General features: G+C 74.9%; 15 protein-coding genes. 9 read left to right on the top strand and 6 right to left on the bottom strand.

What is annotated here, in order from left to right:
• Positions 1–103: 103 nt before the first annotated feature.
• On the bottom strand, positions 104–838 hold the full coding sequence (locus tag ACQFYA_RS03055) for a TrmH family RNA methyltransferase (RefSeq protein ID WP_499121498.1): 735 nt from the start codon (positions 836–838) through the stop codon (positions 104–106).
• A gap of 89 nt (positions 839–927) precedes the next feature.
• Between ACQFYA_RS03055 and ACQFYA_RS03050 the strand changes: the two genes are divergently transcribed.
• The gene (locus ACQFYA_RS03050; protein WP_499127409.1) at positions 928–1,668 is read left to right on the top strand and encodes an HAD-IIA family hydrolase; all 741 of its coding nucleotides are present in this window, start codon (positions 928–930) and stop codon (positions 1,666–1,668) included.
• Complete coding sequence (locus ACQFYA_RS03045; protein WP_499121497.1) at positions 1,661–1,945, top strand: hypothetical protein; 285 nt, start codon at positions 1,661–1,663, stop codon at positions 1,943–1,945. The genes ACQFYA_RS03050 and ACQFYA_RS03045 overlap by 8 nt, the downstream gene beginning before the upstream one ends.
• Before the next feature lie 23 nt (positions 1,946–1,968).
• Here ACQFYA_RS03045 and pyrE read toward each other — a convergent pair whose 3' ends face one another.
• From pyrE to ACQFYA_RS03025, 4 genes are all read right to left on the bottom strand, one after another.
• Complete coding sequence (pyrE, locus tag ACQFYA_RS03040) at positions 1,969–2,556, bottom strand: orotate phosphoribosyltransferase (protein ID WP_499121495.1); 588 nt, start codon at positions 2,554–2,556, stop codon at positions 1,969–1,971.
• Positions 2,557–2,612: 56 nt separating this feature from the next.
• Positions 2,613–3,386 carry an SDR family NAD(P)-dependent oxidoreductase gene (locus ACQFYA_RS03035; RefSeq protein WP_499121494.1) on the bottom strand — a complete coding sequence of 258 codons (774 nt, stop codon included), beginning with the start codon at positions 3,384–3,386 and terminating at the stop codon, positions 2,613–2,615.
• A 197-nt stretch (positions 3,387–3,583) separates the two neighbouring features.
• A complete protein-coding gene (locus tag ACQFYA_RS03030) occupies positions 3,584–3,769 on the bottom strand; it encodes a hypothetical protein (protein ID WP_499121493.1) in 186 nt (61 codons plus the stop codon).
• The gene (locus ACQFYA_RS03025) at positions 3,766–4,605 is read right to left on the bottom strand and encodes a hypothetical protein (protein ID WP_499121492.1); all 840 of its coding nucleotides are present in this window, start codon (positions 4,603–4,605) and stop codon (positions 3,766–3,768) included. Before ACQFYA_RS03025 ends, ACQFYA_RS03030 begins: the two co-directional genes overlap by 4 nt.
• A gap of 235 nt (positions 4,606–4,840) precedes the next feature.
• On the opposite strand from ACQFYA_RS03025, the gene ACQFYA_RS03020 reads away from it, so the two are divergent.
• The 3 genes from ACQFYA_RS03020 (at position 4,841) to ACQFYA_RS03010 (ending at position 7,714) form a co-directional block, all read left to right on the top strand.
• Positions 4,841–5,713: an exodeoxyribonuclease III gene (locus ACQFYA_RS03020; RefSeq protein WP_499121490.1), complete on the top strand. Its 873-nt coding sequence runs from the start codon at positions 4,841–4,843 to the stop codon at positions 5,711–5,713.
• Between the two features lie 20 nt (positions 5,714–5,733).
• Positions 5,734–6,435, top strand: a complete 702-nt coding sequence (locus ACQFYA_RS03015; protein ID WP_499121488.1) for a septum formation family protein — start codon at positions 5,734–5,736, stop codon at positions 6,433–6,435.
• A gap of 430 nt (positions 6,436–6,865) precedes the next feature.
• A complete protein-coding gene (locus ACQFYA_RS03010; protein WP_499121486.1) occupies positions 6,866–7,714 on the top strand; it encodes a C40 family peptidase in 849 nt (282 codons plus the stop codon).
• Positions 7,715–7,748: 34 nt separating this feature from the next.
• Here ACQFYA_RS03010 and clpB read toward each other — a convergent pair whose 3' ends face one another.
• Complete coding sequence (clpB, locus tag ACQFYA_RS03005) at positions 7,749–10,388, bottom strand: ATP-dependent chaperone ClpB (RefSeq protein ID WP_499121484.1); 2,640 nt, start codon at positions 10,386–10,388, stop codon at positions 7,749–7,751.
• Positions 10,389–10,536: 148 nt separating this feature from the next.
• Between clpB and ACQFYA_RS03000 the strand changes: the two genes are divergently transcribed.
• From ACQFYA_RS03000 to ACQFYA_RS02985, 4 genes are all read left to right on the top strand, one after another.
• Complete coding sequence (locus ACQFYA_RS03000) at positions 10,537–11,655, top strand: LppM family (lipo)protein (RefSeq protein ID WP_499121482.1); 1,119 nt, start codon at positions 10,537–10,539, stop codon at positions 11,653–11,655.
• 10 nt (positions 11,656–11,665) lie between these two features.
• Positions 11,666–12,670 carry an alpha/beta hydrolase gene (locus ACQFYA_RS02995; RefSeq protein WP_499121481.1) on the top strand — a complete coding sequence of 335 codons (1,005 nt, stop codon included), beginning with the start codon at positions 11,666–11,668 and terminating at the stop codon, positions 12,668–12,670.
• 96 nt (positions 12,671–12,766) lie between these two features.
• Positions 12,767–14,407, top strand: a complete 1,641-nt coding sequence (locus ACQFYA_RS02990) for an AlkA N-terminal domain-containing protein (RefSeq protein WP_499121480.1) — start codon at positions 12,767–12,769, stop codon at positions 14,405–14,407.
• Between the two features lie 69 nt (positions 14,408–14,476).
• On the top strand, positions 14,477–15,022 hold the full coding sequence (locus ACQFYA_RS02985) for a methylated-DNA--[protein]-cysteine S-methyltransferase (protein WP_499121479.1): 546 nt from the start codon (positions 14,477–14,479) through the stop codon (positions 15,020–15,022).
• Positions 15,023–15,042 lie beyond the last annotated feature (20 nt).

The following is a 15,042-nucleotide window of genomic DNA, read 5'->3' as shown; positions in this document are numbered from 1 at the left end:
CGGTACTCCAATGACGGGGCGTACGAGGATGCAGCGGGATGCTTCGTCGCGACGGGCGCCGACCCGCATGCAACCGGATTTTCTCACGTCCGGGTCGGCTGAGTCACATGCCGTCGGCTCCGTGAGACGGAGGCTCCTGTGCGGAGAGCCATCGGGACGCCCAGGCGTGCATCGCGATCGCGCCCGCGGCACCCGCGTTGAGGGACCGGGTGGACCCGTGCTGGGCGATGTGCACGACGTCCGCGCACACCTCCTGCGCCTCCGGCGTCAGGCCCGTGGACTCCTGCCCGAACAGCAGCACGCACCGGGCGGGCAGCGCGTAGCCCTCCAGCGGCACCGACCCCGGCACGTTGTCGACCCCGACGACGGGCAGGCCCGCTCCGCCGTCCGCCGACGCCGCCCAGCCCGCGAGCGCCGCCGCGTCCGGGTGGTGGTGGGTGTGCAGGTACCGGTCGGTCACCATGGCGCCGCGCCGGTTCCACCGGCGCCGCCCCACGATGTGCACGCCGGCCGCGTTGAACGCGTTGGCGGTGCGCACCACCGAGCCGATGTTGAGGTCGTGCGCCCAGTTCTCGATGGCGACGTGCAGCTGCCGGTCGGCGGGACGGCGCGCGTCGAGGTCGGCGCGGATCGCCTCGACGGTCCAGTAGCGGTACCGGTCGACGACGTTGCGCGCGTCGCCCTCGGCCAGCGCGTCGGCGTCGTAGCGCGGGTCCAGGTCGCCGTCGGGGGTGCGCGGCCAGGCCGCCGGGCCGCCGGGCCAGGGGCCCACGCCGACCTCGCGCGCGTCGTCCGCGCCGGCCCGCACAGGCCCGCCCACCACCGCGATCGTCGTCATGGGCCCCATCCTGTCGGACGCAGACCGCGGGCTCGCGCACTAGGGTGAGCGACGTGAGCGAACGACGGATCGAGTGCTGGCTGACCGACATGGACGGCGTGCTCGTGCACGAGGGCCAGGCGATCCCCGGGGCGCCGGAGTTCGTGCGCGCGCTGCGCGAGGCGGAGCGGCCGTTCCTGGTCCTCACGAACAACTCGATCTTCACGCCGCGCGACCTGCGTGCCCGCCTGGCGACGTCGGGCATCGACGTCCCGGAGGAGGCGATCTGGACGTCGGCGCTCGCCACGGCCCAGTTCCTCACCGACCAGATCCCGAACGGGTCGGCGTACGTGATCGGCGAGGCCGGGCTCACGACCGCCCTCTACGAGGGGGGCTACACCCTCACCGAGTCGAACCCGGACTACGTGGTGCTCGGCGAGACCCGCACGTACTCGTTCACGGCCATCACCAAGGCGATCCGCCTCGTGCGCGACGGTGCCCGGTTCATCGCCACGAACCCCGACACCACGGGCCCGTCGGCCGAGGGCCCGCTCCCCGCCACCGGCGCGGTCGCGGCGATGATCCAGGCGGCCACCGGGCGGTCCCCGTACTACGTGGGCAAGCCGAACCCGATGATGTTCCGCTCCGCGCTCAACCGGATCGACGCCCACTCCGAGGTCACCGCGATGATCGGCGACCGCATGGACACCGACGTCGTCGCCGGCATCGAGGCCGGCCTCGAGACGTTCCTCGTGATGACCGGCTCGACGACCTCCGCCGAGGTGGACACCTACCCGTTCCGCCCGTCGCACGTCGTGGACTCCATCGCGGACCTGATCGGCCGTGTCTGACGCGCAGCAGGACCGCGACGTGCCCTCGCCGGACCGGCGACGACGCGGTAGGTGGCTCGCGGTCGCGGGGATCGTCGTGGGGGCGGCCCTGCTCGTCTGGGTGCTGGCCCGCCCGACGGGCTACGCGGAGTTCGGCTGGTTCGCGCCCGACCCGCCCCCGCGAGCGATCCTGACGGTCTCGACGACGTCGCCGGACCTCGTCCTGGCGGCCCTCGCCGGCGGACCGCTGCTCGTGGGCCTCGGGGTGGGCTACCTCGTCGGTCGCAGGCGCGACTGACCCGCCTTCGCGCGGCCCGCGACTCAGTCGGTGAGCCCGAGGTCCGACAGGTCGTAGAGGTAGTGGTAGGGCACGCCGAGCGCCTCGATCTTCTCGCCGGCGCCGGTGGCGCGGTCGACGATCGTCGCGCAGCCGAGCACCTCGGCCCCGGCGGCGCGCAGCGCCTCGATGGCCGTGATGGGCGACCCGCCGGTCGTGGTCGTGTCCTCGAGGACGACGACCTTGCGGCCCGCGACCTCGGGCCCCTCGATCTGGCGCTGCATGCCGTGCGCCTTGGCCGCCTTGCGGACGACGAACGCGTCGAGGTCCTGCCCGCGCGACGCTGCGGCGTGCAGCAGCGCGTCCGCGATCGGGTCCGCGCCGAGCGTGAGCCCGCCGACGGCGTCGACCTCCGCGGTGCCGAGGCCGACCTCCTCGAGGTGGTCGAGCAGCACGTGGCCCACCAGCGGGGCGGCGCGGTGGTGCAGCGTGATGCGGCGCAGGTCGACGTAGTAGTCGGCCTCCTTGCCGGAGGACAGCGTCACCTTGCCGTGCACGACGGCGAGCTCGGTGATGAGGTCCCGCAGCTGTTCGCGGGGCGTCGGTCCGAAGGCGGGGTCGGTGGTCGTCACGGGCACCAGGGTACGGGCCCGGACCCGCCGTCACGACGGCGGGTCAGCCGTACGTGTCAGCGGTACTTGCCGACGGCGCGCACGGCGGCGCGCGGCGCGAGGCGCAGCAGGGCCGACGCCGCCTTGTACCGGACGGAGGGGGTGGAGATGACGAGGCCACGGCGCACGTCGGCCAGCGCCTCCGCGACCACCCGCGGCGCGTCCAGCCACCCGATGTCAGGGACCGAGGTCATGTCGACGCCGGCCCGGTCGTGGAACTCGGTGTGCACGAAGCCGGGGCACAGCACGGTGGCGGTGACGGCGGTGCCCTTGAGCTCGACGGCGAGCCCCTCGGTGAACGACCGCACGTACGCCTTGGCCGCCGCGTACGTGCCCCCGGCGGTGAGCGCGGCCACGGACGCCACGTTGAGGATCGCTCCCCGGTCGCGCGACGTCATCTGCCCGGCCGCGGCGTGCGAGAGCACCAGCACGGCGCGGACCATGACGTCCAGGGCCTTGAGCTCGACGCCGAGGTCGCCGTCCACGAACCGCTGCGCGGTCGCGAAGCCGGCGTTGTTGACGAGCAGCCCCACCGGGCGCCGGTCGTCGCCCTCCTCCGCGCCGGTGACGGCGAGCCGGGCGGCGACGCGGTCCAGGTCCTCGGGGACCGCGAGGTCCGCGGCCAGCACCTCCACCCGCACGCCCGCGGCGGCGCGCACCTGGGTGGCGAGCTGCTCCAGACGCTCGCCGTCACGCGCGACGACGACGACGTCGTGTCGCGCGGTGGCGAGCTGCCAGACGAACTCCAGACCGAGGCCGGCGGTGGCGCCGGTGACGAGCGCGGTACCCATGGGGGCAGCCTAGAGCGTCCGGGCCGAGCACCTGACCCTCACGCGACGTCGGGCTCCACGCCGCCGCGTCACCGGCGTCGTGGCTGCGCGACGTGATCGACGCGAATGCCCGCGCCCACGACGTCGACCCGGAGACCGCGACCTGGGAGTGAGACGCGGGCTCCGGGCGTCGGCGGTGGGCCGTCGCGACGGAGGTGTCAGCGCCCCCCGCCGTGGCCGTGCCCGTGGCCATGGCCGTGGCCGTGGCCGTGGCCGAGCTGGACGGTCCACACCTCGCCGTCGAGCGTGACGACGTATGCCTTGTCGCGGACGATCTCGACCGACGTCGGACGGTCGAGGCCGACCGCCACGGCGCGCAGGGTGCCGTCCCGGCCGACCTTCATGAGCTGGCCGGTGTCCGGGTCGGCCGGCGACCCCTCGGGGTTGCCCGGCGTGAACATGCCCTGCGCGAGCGCGTACAGCCCGCCGCGGCCCTTCTCGACGTCGACGAGCAGCCGACCCCGCCCGAGGCGACCTCGTGCACGCCTGACCGTCCGGGCCGGAACGCCACGACCTTCCCGTCCTGCGGCAGGTGCGGGACCGGGCCCGCCTGGGCGACGAGGACGGTGCGGCCGGCCTTCTCGAGGCCGGTCGGGACGACGTTGCCGAGGGTGAGGACCTCCGTGATCGCCCCGCGGGGCGTCACGCGCAGCACGCGGTTGTGGTGGCCGTCCGTGACGAGGAAGGCGCCGCGGTACGTCTCGAGCGCGAACTGCACGCCCGACGGCACGAAGAAGTCGGTCTCGGGCGGGTGCTCGACGGACCAGGCGCCGATGTCGGCGACGGGCGTGACGGACCCGCCACGACCGACGCGGTAGAGGCCGGAGACCTCAGGGTCGGCGAGGGTCACGAGGACGTAGGCGGTGCGGCCGAGGAACGCGACGTCGAGCGCCCCGCCCGGAGTTTCCGGGGTCTGTTCCGGCAGGCCGGACGCGAAGGTCGAGACCTGGCCGGTCCGGCGGTCGATCCGGGAGACCTCCCCCGACTGCGGTTCGGTCACGTAGAGCGCCCCGTCGGGGCCGACGGTGCTGCCGCCCCCGCCGGACAGCCCGGTCGCCAGCAGGGACTGGTGGGCGTGCGCGGGGCCGGGACGTGGTGAGGTCGCGACGGCGGCGGTCGCCGCGGTGGTCGCGAGGAGCGCGGACAGGACGATGGCGGTGATGCGGCGTGGGGTGTGCACGGGGACCCTCCCGTGGGTGCGTCGTTGCACGGTGTACGGGTCGGGCTCGGCGCGGACGACGGCATCGACCCGGCCGGGTCGGGAGTGGTGTGGCGATGCCCCCTCGTCGATCGACTCTACGCTCGCGCCGGACCCAGGTCACCGACCCGTGCGGCGAGCAAGCGTCCGGGGTCCCGCGGGACGGCCTGGGGACGGCGGCGCCGCGCCTCCGTCGCCCGCCGGTAGCCTGGCGCCCGTGCGCCTCGCCACCTGGAACGTCAACTCCGCCCGTGCCCGCGTCGACCGCGTCATCGCCTTCCTGGAGCGCTCGCAGACGGACGTGCTCGCGATCCAGGAGACCAAGTGCCGCGACGAGCAGTTCCCCGTCGCCGCGTTCGAGGCGGCGGGGTACGAGGTGGCGCACGTCGGTCACTCCGCCTGGAACGGCGTCGCCATCGCGTCGCGGGTGGGGATCGCGGACGTCGAGACGTCGTTCCCGGGCCAGCCCGGCTTCGCCAAGCCCGCGGCGCCGCGCACCGACGACGACGCCCCGGCGGAGGCACCGGCCCCCGAGCCGGCCACCCTGCTCGACGTCCCCGCGCCCGTCGAGGCGCGCGCCCTCGGCGCCACCTGCGGCGGCGTGCGGGTGTGGTCGCTGTACGTGCCGCACGGCCGGGCGGTCGACGACCCGCACTACGCCTACAAGCTCGCGTGGCTGGGCGCGCTGCACGACGCGGCCTCCGGGTGGCTCGCCGACGACCCCGAGGCGCAGGTCGCGCTGGTCGGCGACTGGAACGTCATCCCGCTCGACACGGACGTCTACGACCCGGCCGCGTTCGCCGGGCACACGCACGTCACGCCCGCCGAGCGGGCCGCGTTCTCGGCGTTCGCCGACGCCGGGTACACCGAGGTGACGCGCGAGCACCTGCCGGCCGAGCACACCTACACGTACTGGGACTACCAGCAGCTCGCCTTCCCCCGGAACAAGGGCCTGCGGATCGACTTCGCGTACGCCTCCCCCGCCGTGCGGCGGCGGGTGTCGGGCGTCGTCATCGACCGGGACGAGCGCAAGGGCAAGGGCGCCAGCGACCACGTCCCGGTGATCCTCGACCTCACCGACCCCGCCTGACGGCGACCGAGGAGCACGTCGTGACCCAGGACCCGCCCCACCCGGACCCGGCGCCGGAGCCGGCGCCCGAGACCGCGCCCGCGCCGCCGGGGCCGACGTTCGCCTCCCCCACGCCTTCGGGCGTCCTGCCCGCCGAGGGACTGGCGGACCTGGACCTGCCGGACCCGCCGTCGGCGGGCGGCGCCGACGCCGCGTCGCCGCGAGCGGGCCGCAGCTCCTCCGGCCGGCCCGCGGACGCCGGCCGGTCGCGGCGGGTCGCCGCGACCGCGGCCGCGGCGGTCGTGGCCCTCGCCGTCGTCGGCGGGGCGGTCGCGATCGGCGTCACGACGGCGCACGACCGGGCCTGGTCCCCGCTGCCCGCCGCCGTGACCGGCGCCCGCGACGCGAACGCGGTGCAGCTCGTGCTCGGCTCGTGCCTGCGCGACCTGCCCTCCGGCGACGTCGGCCGCCTCACCGTGGTGCCCTGCACGGACGAGCACGCCGGCCAGGTGGTCGGCCGCACGGACTCGGCGAAGGGCGCCGTCTGGCCGGGGCACGACGCGCTCGTGCGCCGCGCGTCCGCCGTGTGCGGGCCGGAACAGCTCGGGGCTTCGGGGCGCGACGTCGAGGGCGTGGAGTTCGTCGTGCTGACCCCGTCCGAGGACGGCTGGTCGGAGGGCGACCGCGCCGGGCTGTGCGTCGCCGTGACCGACGACCCGGGGACGCTCGACCTGCTCGGCTGACGCCACGGCGGCCCCGGACCGGCGTGTCCACCCCGGGGCGGATTTCTACAGTGACCTTTGTCACACGCAGCGCGCCTGAATGGCGCCCGGTTCGCACAGGGATGCCCCGACTCGTCCTGGGGGGACACCGGCCGACGGTCGCCCCGGCGACACGCAGGCACCGTTACCTGAGCGTGACCTGGCGGGGTCCGCAGGGTTAGCGTCCCTCGACCGCTCCTGCACCAGGTGTCGGTCGACCGGGACGCAGCCGAGTGCTGCCGGCGTCCCGGTGCCACGAAACTCACGGCAGCAGCGGGAGACCCACTTCCGGCCGGCCGCCCGGACGCACCTTTCCGGACGCTCCCGGCCTTGGGGTTCAGCCACCTCTGGTGGCGGGCCAACGATCTCGGCCTCACCCGACAGCTCATCTCGCAGGCTGGAGGTCACGCCCATGCCTACGTCCCACGACCCCGCGCGCCCTGGCGCCGCCGCCGTCGCGGCCCCCCGCCCCCGGCGCGCACTCGTCGCCCTCGGCCTCGCCACGGCGCTCACCGCCGGCGGCATCGTCGCCACCGCGCCCCAGTCCTCCGCCGCGACCGGCACCGCCGCCGCGAGCGTCGGCACCGTGGCCGTCCACACGGCCAAGGCCAAGATCAAGCCCCGCACCGTCTTCACGGCGTCGAAGCACACGATGGTGAAGAACTCCGGCCGGCACCGCCCCGCCTTCACGATGAAGGCGACGCACGCCGGCAAGGCGATCGCCGGCCGCGCCAAGCTCGTCATGAACGGCAAGATCGTCTCGACCCACAAGCTGCACGGCGGCAAGACGACGTTCAAGCCCGTCTGGGGTCAGTACAAGACCGGCAAGAACAAGGTCCGCATCGCCGTCTACCCGGCGTCGAGCAACCTCGCCAACAAGTCGTCGCGCACCACCGGCGTCACCGCGAAGAAGCCGGGCTCGCCCGTCGTCGCCATCGCGAAGACGAAGGTCGGCGCGCGCTACGTGTCCGGCGCCACCGGGCCGTCGTCGTTCGACTGCTCGGGCTTCACGACCTACGTGTACAAGAAGGCGATCGGCAAGTCGATGCCGCGCACCTCCTCGGCCCAGAAGAACGTGGGCAAGCGCGTCTCGCGCGCCAACGCCAAGCCCGGCGACCTGATCTGGTCCCCCGGTCACGTGGCCATCTACATCGGCAACGGCAAGCAGATCGACGCCGGCAACCCGCGCGTGGGCGTCGTCAAGCGCCACATCTGGCAGTCCAACCCGACGTTCATCCGGGTCAGCAGCAAGGCCGTCTGACCTCACCTCGCCGAAGGGCCTCTCTATCTCGGCATCACGGGAGCTGCCGCGTCACCGCCAGACCCGACGAGTCGGGGTCGAGGTCGACGACGACGGTGTCGCCGTCGGACACGGCGCCCGCGAGCAGCTCCTTGGCGAGCCGGTCGCCGATCTCGCGCTGCACCAGCCGGCGCAGCGGCCGCGCCCCGTACGCGGGGTCGAAGCCCTCGAGCGCCAGCCACTCGCGCGCGGCGGGCGTGACGTCCACCGTGATGCGACGGTCGGCGAGCCGCTGGGCGAACGCCGCGACCTGCAGGTCGACGATCTCGCCGAGCTCCTCGACGCTCAGCGCGTCGAAGACCACGACGTCGTCGAGCCGGTTGAGGAACTCCGGCTTGAACGACGCGCGCACGGCCGCCAGCACGGCCTCGCGGCGGGCGTCGTCGTCCAGGCCCGGGTCCACGAGGAACTGCGAGCCCAGGTTCGACGTCAGCACGAGGATGACGTTGCGGAAGTCGACCGTGCGGCCCTGGCCGTCGGTGAGGCGGCCGTCGTCGAGCACCTGCAGCAGGATGTCGAAGACCTCCGGGTGCGCCTTCTCGACCTCGTCCAGCAGGACGACGGAGTACGGGCGTCGCCGCACGGCCTCGGTGAGCTGCCCGCCCTCCTCGTAGCCGACGTAGCCCGGAGGAGCGCCGACCAGCCGGGACACCGTGTGCTTCTCGGAGTACTCGGACATGTCGATGCGCACCATGGCGCGCTCGTCGTCGAAGAGGAAGTCGGCGAGCGACTTGGCCAGCTCCGTCTTGCCGACGCCGGTCGGGCCGAGGAACAGGAACGACCCGGTGGGCCGGTCGGGGTCGGCCACGCCCGCCCGCGAGCGCCGCACGGCGTCGGAGACGGCGCGCACCGCGGCGGCCTGGCCGATGAGCCGCTCGCCGAGCACGTCCTCCATGTGCAGCAGCTTCTCCGACTCGCCCTGCAGCATGCGCCCGGCGGGGATGCCCGTCCAGGCGGAGACCACCTCGGCGATCTCGTCGGCGCCCACCTTGTCGGCGATCATCGGCCCCTCGCTGGTCGAACCCGTCGAGACCCCGTCGGAGGTTTCGACGAGCTCGACCGACGACGCGGCCTCGGCCCGCTCCGCGTCCGCGAGCTCGCGCTCCACCTGCGGGATCTCGCCGTACAGCAGGCGCGCGGCGGCCTCGAGGTCGCCCTCGCGCTGCAGCCGGTCGGACTCGGTGCGCAGCTCGTCGATGCGCGCGCGCAGGTCGCCGACCCGGTTGTGGCCGGCCTTCTCCGACTCCCAGCGGGCCGTGAGCGCGGCGAGCTGCTCGCGGGTGTCCGCGAGGTCGGCGCGCAGCCGCTCCAGCCGCTCCTTCGACGCGGCGTCATCGGACTCCTTGAGCACGACCTCCTCCATCTCGAGGCGCGTGACGACGCGCTGCAGCTCGTCGATCTCGATGGGCGAGGAGTCCATCTCCATGCGCAGGCGCGACGCCGCCTCGTCGACCAGGTCGATCGCCTTGTCGGGGAGCTGGCGGCCGGTGATGTACCGGTCGGACAGCGCGGCGGCGGCGACCAGCGCGGAGTCCGCGATCGTCACCTTGTGGTGCGCCTCGTACCGCTCCTTGAGCCCGCGCAGGATGGCGACCGTGTCCGCCACGGACGGCTCGCCGACGAACACCTGCTGGAAGCGGCGCTCGAGGGCCGGGTCCTTCTCGATGTGCTCCCGGTACTCGTCGAGGGTCGTGGCGCCGACGAGGCGCAGCTCGCCGCGGGCGAGCATCGGCTTGAGCATGTTGCCCGCGTCCATCGCGCCCTCGCCGCCGGCGCCCGCGCCGACGACGGTGTGCAGCTCGTCGATGAAGGTGACGACCTCGCCGTCCGAGGCGGTGATCTCCTCGAGCACGGCCTTGAGCCGCTCCTCGAACTCGCCGCGGTACTTGGCGCCCGCGACCATGCCGGCCAGGTCGAGCGCGACGAGGCGCTTGCCCTGCAGCGACGTGGGGACGTCGCCCGCGACGATGCGCTGGGCCAGTCCCTCGACGACGGCGGTCTTGCCGACGCCGGGCTCGCCGATGAGCACGGGGTTGTTCTTGGTGCGGCGGCTCAGCACCTGCACGACGCGGCGGATCTCGGAGTCGCGGCCGATGACGGGGTCGAGCTTGCCGTCCCGCGCGCGCTGAGTGAGGTCAGTGCCGTACTGCTCGAGCGCCTTGTACGTGCCCTCGGGGTTGGGGGTGGTGACCCGCGAGGAGCCGCGCACGGCGGGCAGCGCGGCGCGCAGGGCGTCCGCGGTGGCGCCGGCCTCCGTCAGCGCCTGCGCGGCGGGCGACTGCCCCGCGGCCAGGCCGATGAGCAGGTGCTCGGTCGAGACGTACTCGTCGCCCAGCCCCTCGGCCTCCTTGCCCGCGTTCTCCAGCACGGCGCTCATCGCGCGCGAGGGCGACGGCTGGGCGACGGCACTGCCGCTGACCTGCGGCAGGGCGACGAGGGCGGCGCGGGCGCGCTGGCCGATCTGCTGCGCGCCGGCACCGACGGCGTCGAGCAGGCCGACGGCGACTCCGCCGGTCTGCTGGAGCAGCGCCTGCAGCAGGTGCACCGGCTCGAGCTGCGGGTTGCCCGCAGCCGACGCCGACTGGACGGCGTCGCCGAGCGCCTGCTGCGACATGGTCGTGAGCTTGATGTCCATGGAACCTCCGGGATGACACGGGACGACGTCTGCTGAGGGAACGTCGCCAAAGTTGAGTCTATTCCGCTCAACTTTGATGGCAAGACGGGGTGTGCGCCCAGGTGACGGCCCGGTGGCTGGTGGCTCCCGCCTGCGGGATGCTGGGTCGGTGACCACTCCAGCCCGCGGCCCCCGTCGCCGCCTCCGCACCGCGATCGCGGCGACGCTCGCCGCCGTCGGCCTCCTCGTCCTCGCCGGGTGCTTGAGGTTGGACATGGACATGACGGTGTCCGAGGACGACACCGTCTCGGGCACGATGATCGCGGCATTCTCCAACCAGCTCGCGGAGACCTTGGGCATGGAACCCGGCGAGCTCTGGGACCAGGCCGGCGGCGAGCTCGGGCTGGACCTGCCCGAGGGTGCCACGCAGGAGCCGTACTCGGACGACGAGTACACCGGCACACGGATCACGTTCACAGACACCCCAATCGAGGACGTCGGGGGCAACGGTGCCGCCGACGTGTCCATCACCCGCGACGGCGACGAGTACGTGGTGGACGGCACGGTGGACCTCTCCGAGGGCGCCGACCAGCTCGAGCAGCTGCCGCAGAACGTGCAGGACGCCTTCGACGTGCAGCTCTCCATCACGTTCCCCGGCGCGGTCAGCGACGTCTCCGACTCCGGGCAGGTCGACGGCACCACGGTCACCTGGACGCCGGCGATCGGCGAGAACACCGAGATCCACGCGCGCGGCGCCGCCGAGGAGGGCGCCGGCGGGTTCCCGTGGTGGATCGTCGGGCTCGTGGTCGGCCTGATCGTCATCGGGCTCGTCGTCTGGTTCGTCGTACGGAACAACCGCCGGTCGGCCACGGCCACCGGCACCACGACCGGGGACACCGCGCTCGCCGCCGGCGCCGCGCCCGGTGCGGTGCCCGCCCCCGGCGCCGGCCCGACGCCGGAGGAGCAGGTCTTCGGCGCGCCGCCCGCCGCGGCGCCGCCGACGGAGCCGACGACCGGCCCCGTCGCCGAGCCGTACGAGCCCGAGCGCGCGCCCGACGCCGCCCCGACGACGGGCGCGACCACCGGCCCCGTCGCCGAGCCGCTGGAGCCCGGGCGTCCCGGCGAGGAGGACACCGTCCGCGAGCCCGCCGTCGAGCCCGGCGTCGAGCCCGGCACGGAGTCGCCGGTCACCGAGGAGCCCGTCGTGGATGAACCCCTCACCGACGAGCCCGGCACCGACGAGCCCGGCACCGAGCGCCGCCCGACCGACCCGCCGCAGGGTGCCTGACGCACCGGCCGTGCCACGCCCCGACGCCGGGGCGTGGCGCGAGGACGTGCTCGGGCCGGAGTTCCAGGCGCGCACGCTCGACCTGCCCGGCGCCGCGGAGGCCGTGCTGGTGCGGCACGTCCCGTCCACGCCGGGGCCGTCAGCGCCGGGGTCGCCAGCGCCGGGGTCGTCCATGTCCCGGCCGGCGCGCACGGCCGTGCTGTCCGTGCACGGCTTCGTGGACTACTTCTTCCACCCCCACGTCGCGCGCGCGTTCGCCGCGCGCGGGATCGCGTTCTACGCGGTGGACCTGCGCGGCCACGGTCGGGCGCTGCCCGCGCACACGACCGCCGGCCGCGACCCCAACCTCGTGGACGACCTGGCGCTGTACGCCCAGGACCTCGACGCCGCGGCCGCCGTCGTACGGGCGGCGGGGCACGAGCGACTGGTCGTGCTGGGGCACTCGACGGGCGGCCTGGTCGCGCCGCTGTGGGCGAACGCCCGCCCCGGCCGGGCGGACGCGCTGGTGCTCAACAGCCCGTGGCTCGAGCTCAACGAGAGCTGGCTCATGCGTGGCCCGGCGACGTGGGCGATCGACGTCGTCGGACGGTTCGCGCCGCGGTTCGTCGTGGGGTCGGTGAGCGAGCACTACGGCGCGGCGCTGCACCGCGAGACGGGCGGCGAGTGGGACTTCGACCTCGCCTGGAAGCCGCACGCCGGTTTCCCCGCGCGCGCCGGCTGGCTACGGTCGGTACGGCGCGCGCACCACCGGGTGGCGCGCGGGCTGGACCTCACGATCCCGGTCCTGGTGCTCGCGTCCGACCGGTCCGGGCCCGCGCGGTCCTGGCACCCGGACCTGGTCACGACCGACTCCGTGCTCGACGTCGTGCACATCCGCGAGCGCGCGCCCCGCCTCGGCGGCGACGTCACGGTCCGCACGATCTCGGGCGGCGCCCACGACCTCGCGCTGTCCCCGCAGCCCGCGCGCGACGCCTACCTCACCACCGTCCTCGACTGGATCCAGGCCCTCCACTAGCCCGGCCCTGTGCCGAACAGGCACCTCGGCGGGACGCTCACGGCCGTGTCCGATTCCCGCTAGCACCGGGGCAGTGGCGCGCGTGAGGATGGGGGCATGACGACGACAGCCCGGCCCGACGCCCCGGCCCCCGGCGCGGCGGACACCCGGGTCTTCACGGAGCGGTACCGCGCCATCGAGGCCCGCGACACCCGGTTCGACGGGCAGTTCTTCACGGCCGTGCGGTCCACCGGCATCTACTGCCGGCCGTCGTGCCCGGCGCGCACGCCGAAGCCGGAGAACGTGACGTTCTACCTGACGTCGGCGGCGGCGCACGAGGCCGGGTACCGGGCCTGCAAGCGCTGCCTCCCCGAGGCGGCGCCCGGCACGCCCGCGTGGGACCTGCGCCACGACCTCGCCGGGCGGGCGATGCGACTCATCGCGGACGGCGTCGTCGACCGGGAGGGCACGGACGGGCTCGCCGCCCGCCTCGGGTACAGCGCGCGGCACGTGCACCGGCTGCTCACCGCGGAGCTCGGCGCCGGGCCGCTCGCACTCGCCCGCGCGCAGCGGGCGCAGACCGCGCGCAGCCTCGTCGTCGGTACGGACCTGCCACTGGCGGACGTCGCGTTCGCCGCGGGCTTCGGCTCGATCCGCCAGTTCAACGACACCGTGGTCGAGGTGTTCGCCACGACGCCGAGCGACCTGCGCGCCCGTGCCCGCCGCCGCTCCGCCCCCGCCTTCCAGCACGCGATCCCCCGCGCCGTCGGCCCGGACGGCGCGACGGATCGCATGCTCGAAGGCGACGGGGCGGCGGACGTCGCGCGCGTGCGCCTCGACCTCGAGCTGCCGGTGCGGGAGCCGTTCGACTCCCGCGGCGTCGTGGCGTTCCTCGCCGCGCGCGCCGTCGACGGGGTGGAGGTCGCGGACCTGGACGGCGACGACGCGCGGTACGCCCGCACGCTGTACCTCCCCCACGGCCCGGGCGCCGCAGAGGTCGTGGCGGGCCCGGGCGTCGGGCCGGGGCGCGTCGCGGTGCGTCTGGAGCTCGCGGCCGCGGCCGACGTCTCGGTCGCCGTCACGCGCCTGCGTCGACTGCTCGACCTCGACGCCGACCCCGCGGCCGTCGACACGACGCTCGCCGGCGACCCCGCGCTCGCGCCCCTCGTCACGCGCACCCCCGGCCTGCGCGTGCCCGGCACCGTGGACCCGCACGAGATCGTGGTCCGCGCCATCGTCGGGCAGCAGATCAGCGTCGCGGCCGCGCGCACGCACCTCAGCCGGCTCGCCGCCGGTGCGGGCGCCCCGTACGCCTCGGCCGTGCCCGGCCTCACCCGCCTGTTCCCGACACCCGCGCAGGTTGCGGCCTCCGCCGCGGACCATCTGCGCCTGCCCACCCGGTCGCTGGCGACGGTCGTCGACACGGCCCGGGCGCTCGACGACGGCTCGCTCGCCGTCGGGGTCGGCGACGACGGCGAGGAGTTGCGCGCCGCCCTGGTCGCCCGGCGCGGCATCGGCCCGTGGACCGCCGCGTACGTGGCGATGCGCGTGCTGCGCGACCCCGACGCCTGGCTCGACGGCGACGTCGCCCTCCTCGCGGGCGCGGCCGCGGCCGGCGTCGACCACGGCCTGCCCGCCGACGCCCCCCGCGCCGCCCGGTCGCGCGCCCTCGCCGCCCGCGCCGAGCGCTGGGCGCCCTGGCGCTCGTACGCCGCCATGCACCTGTGGCGCGCCGCCCTCCCGCCGACCATGCGGTAGCGCCCGTTCTCCGACGACTTTCCGAGCCGAGCTGCATGTTCGGCACCCCGCCTGGACCCGGAGGTTTCGATGACCACGCTCACGACCACCACGACGACCACCGCCCGCACCGCCACCGTGACGACCCCGGACGGCCCGTTCACCGTCGTCGTCGACCCGGACGGCACCGTCCTCGCCTCCGGCTGGACGACCGACGCCCACGCCCTCGTCGGCCTCACGCACCCGGACGTGCGGCCCGCCGGGACGACGCCCGTGCCGGACGACGACCCCGCCGTCGCGCCCGCCGTCGCGGCGGTGCACGCCTACTACGCGGGCGACGTGCACGCGATCGACGCCGTGCCCGTCCGCCAGGTCTCGGGCCCGTACCGCGCCCACGCCTGGGACGTGCTGCGGACGGTCGAGGCAGGCGACCCCGTCACCTACACCCGCTACGCGGAGCTCTCCGGCCGGCCCGCCGCCGTCCGCGCCGCGGCGGGTGCCTGCGCCATGAACGCCGCCGCCCTCTTCGTGCCCTGCCATCGCGTGCTGCGCACGGACGGCAGCCTCGGCGGCTTCCGGTACGGCCTCGACGTCAAGCGCAGCCTCCTCGCGCACGAGGCGCGCCACGCCGGGTGAGGGGGGCGACGTCCTCGCCG

The organism is Promicromonospora sp. Marseille-Q5078, from assembly GCF_050315395.1.
In the GTDB taxonomy this organism is placed as follows: Bacteria; Actinomycetota; Actinomycetes; order Actinomycetales; family Cellulomonadaceae; genus Isoptericola.
This window is presented reverse-complemented; position numbering and strand designations above follow the sequence as displayed.

Bases quoted from the DNA above. Each gene is read 5' to 3' on its own strand.
- ACQFYA_RS03055 (WP_499121498.1), bottom strand. From the start codon at position 838: ATGACGACGATCGCGGTGGTGGGCGGGCCTGTGCGGGCCGGCGCGGAC.
- ACQFYA_RS03050 (WP_499127409.1), top strand. From the start codon at position 928: ATGGACGGCGTGCTCGTGCACGAGGGCCAGGCGATCCCCGGGGCGCCG.
- ACQFYA_RS03035 (WP_499121494.1), bottom strand. From the start codon at position 3,386: ATGGGTACCGCGCTCGTCACCGGCGCCACCGCCGGCCTCGGTCTGGAG.
- ACQFYA_RS03030 (WP_499121493.1), bottom strand. From the start codon at position 3,769: ATGAAGGTCGGCCGGGACGGCACCCTGCGCGCCGTGGCGGTCGGCCTC.
- ACQFYA_RS03010 (WP_499121486.1), top strand. From the start codon at position 6,866: ATGCCTACGTCCCACGACCCCGCGCGCCCTGGCGCCGCCGCCGTCGCG.
- clpB (WP_499121484.1), bottom strand. From the start codon at position 10,388: ATGGACATCAAGCTCACGACCATGTCGCAGCAGGCGCTCGGCGACGCC.
- ACQFYA_RS02990 (WP_499121480.1), top strand. From the start codon at position 12,767: ATGACGACGACAGCCCGGCCCGACGCCCCGGCCCCCGGCGCGGCGGAC.
- ACQFYA_RS02985 (WP_499121479.1), top strand. From the start codon at position 14,477: ATGACCACGCTCACGACCACCACGACGACCACCGCCCGCACCGCCACC.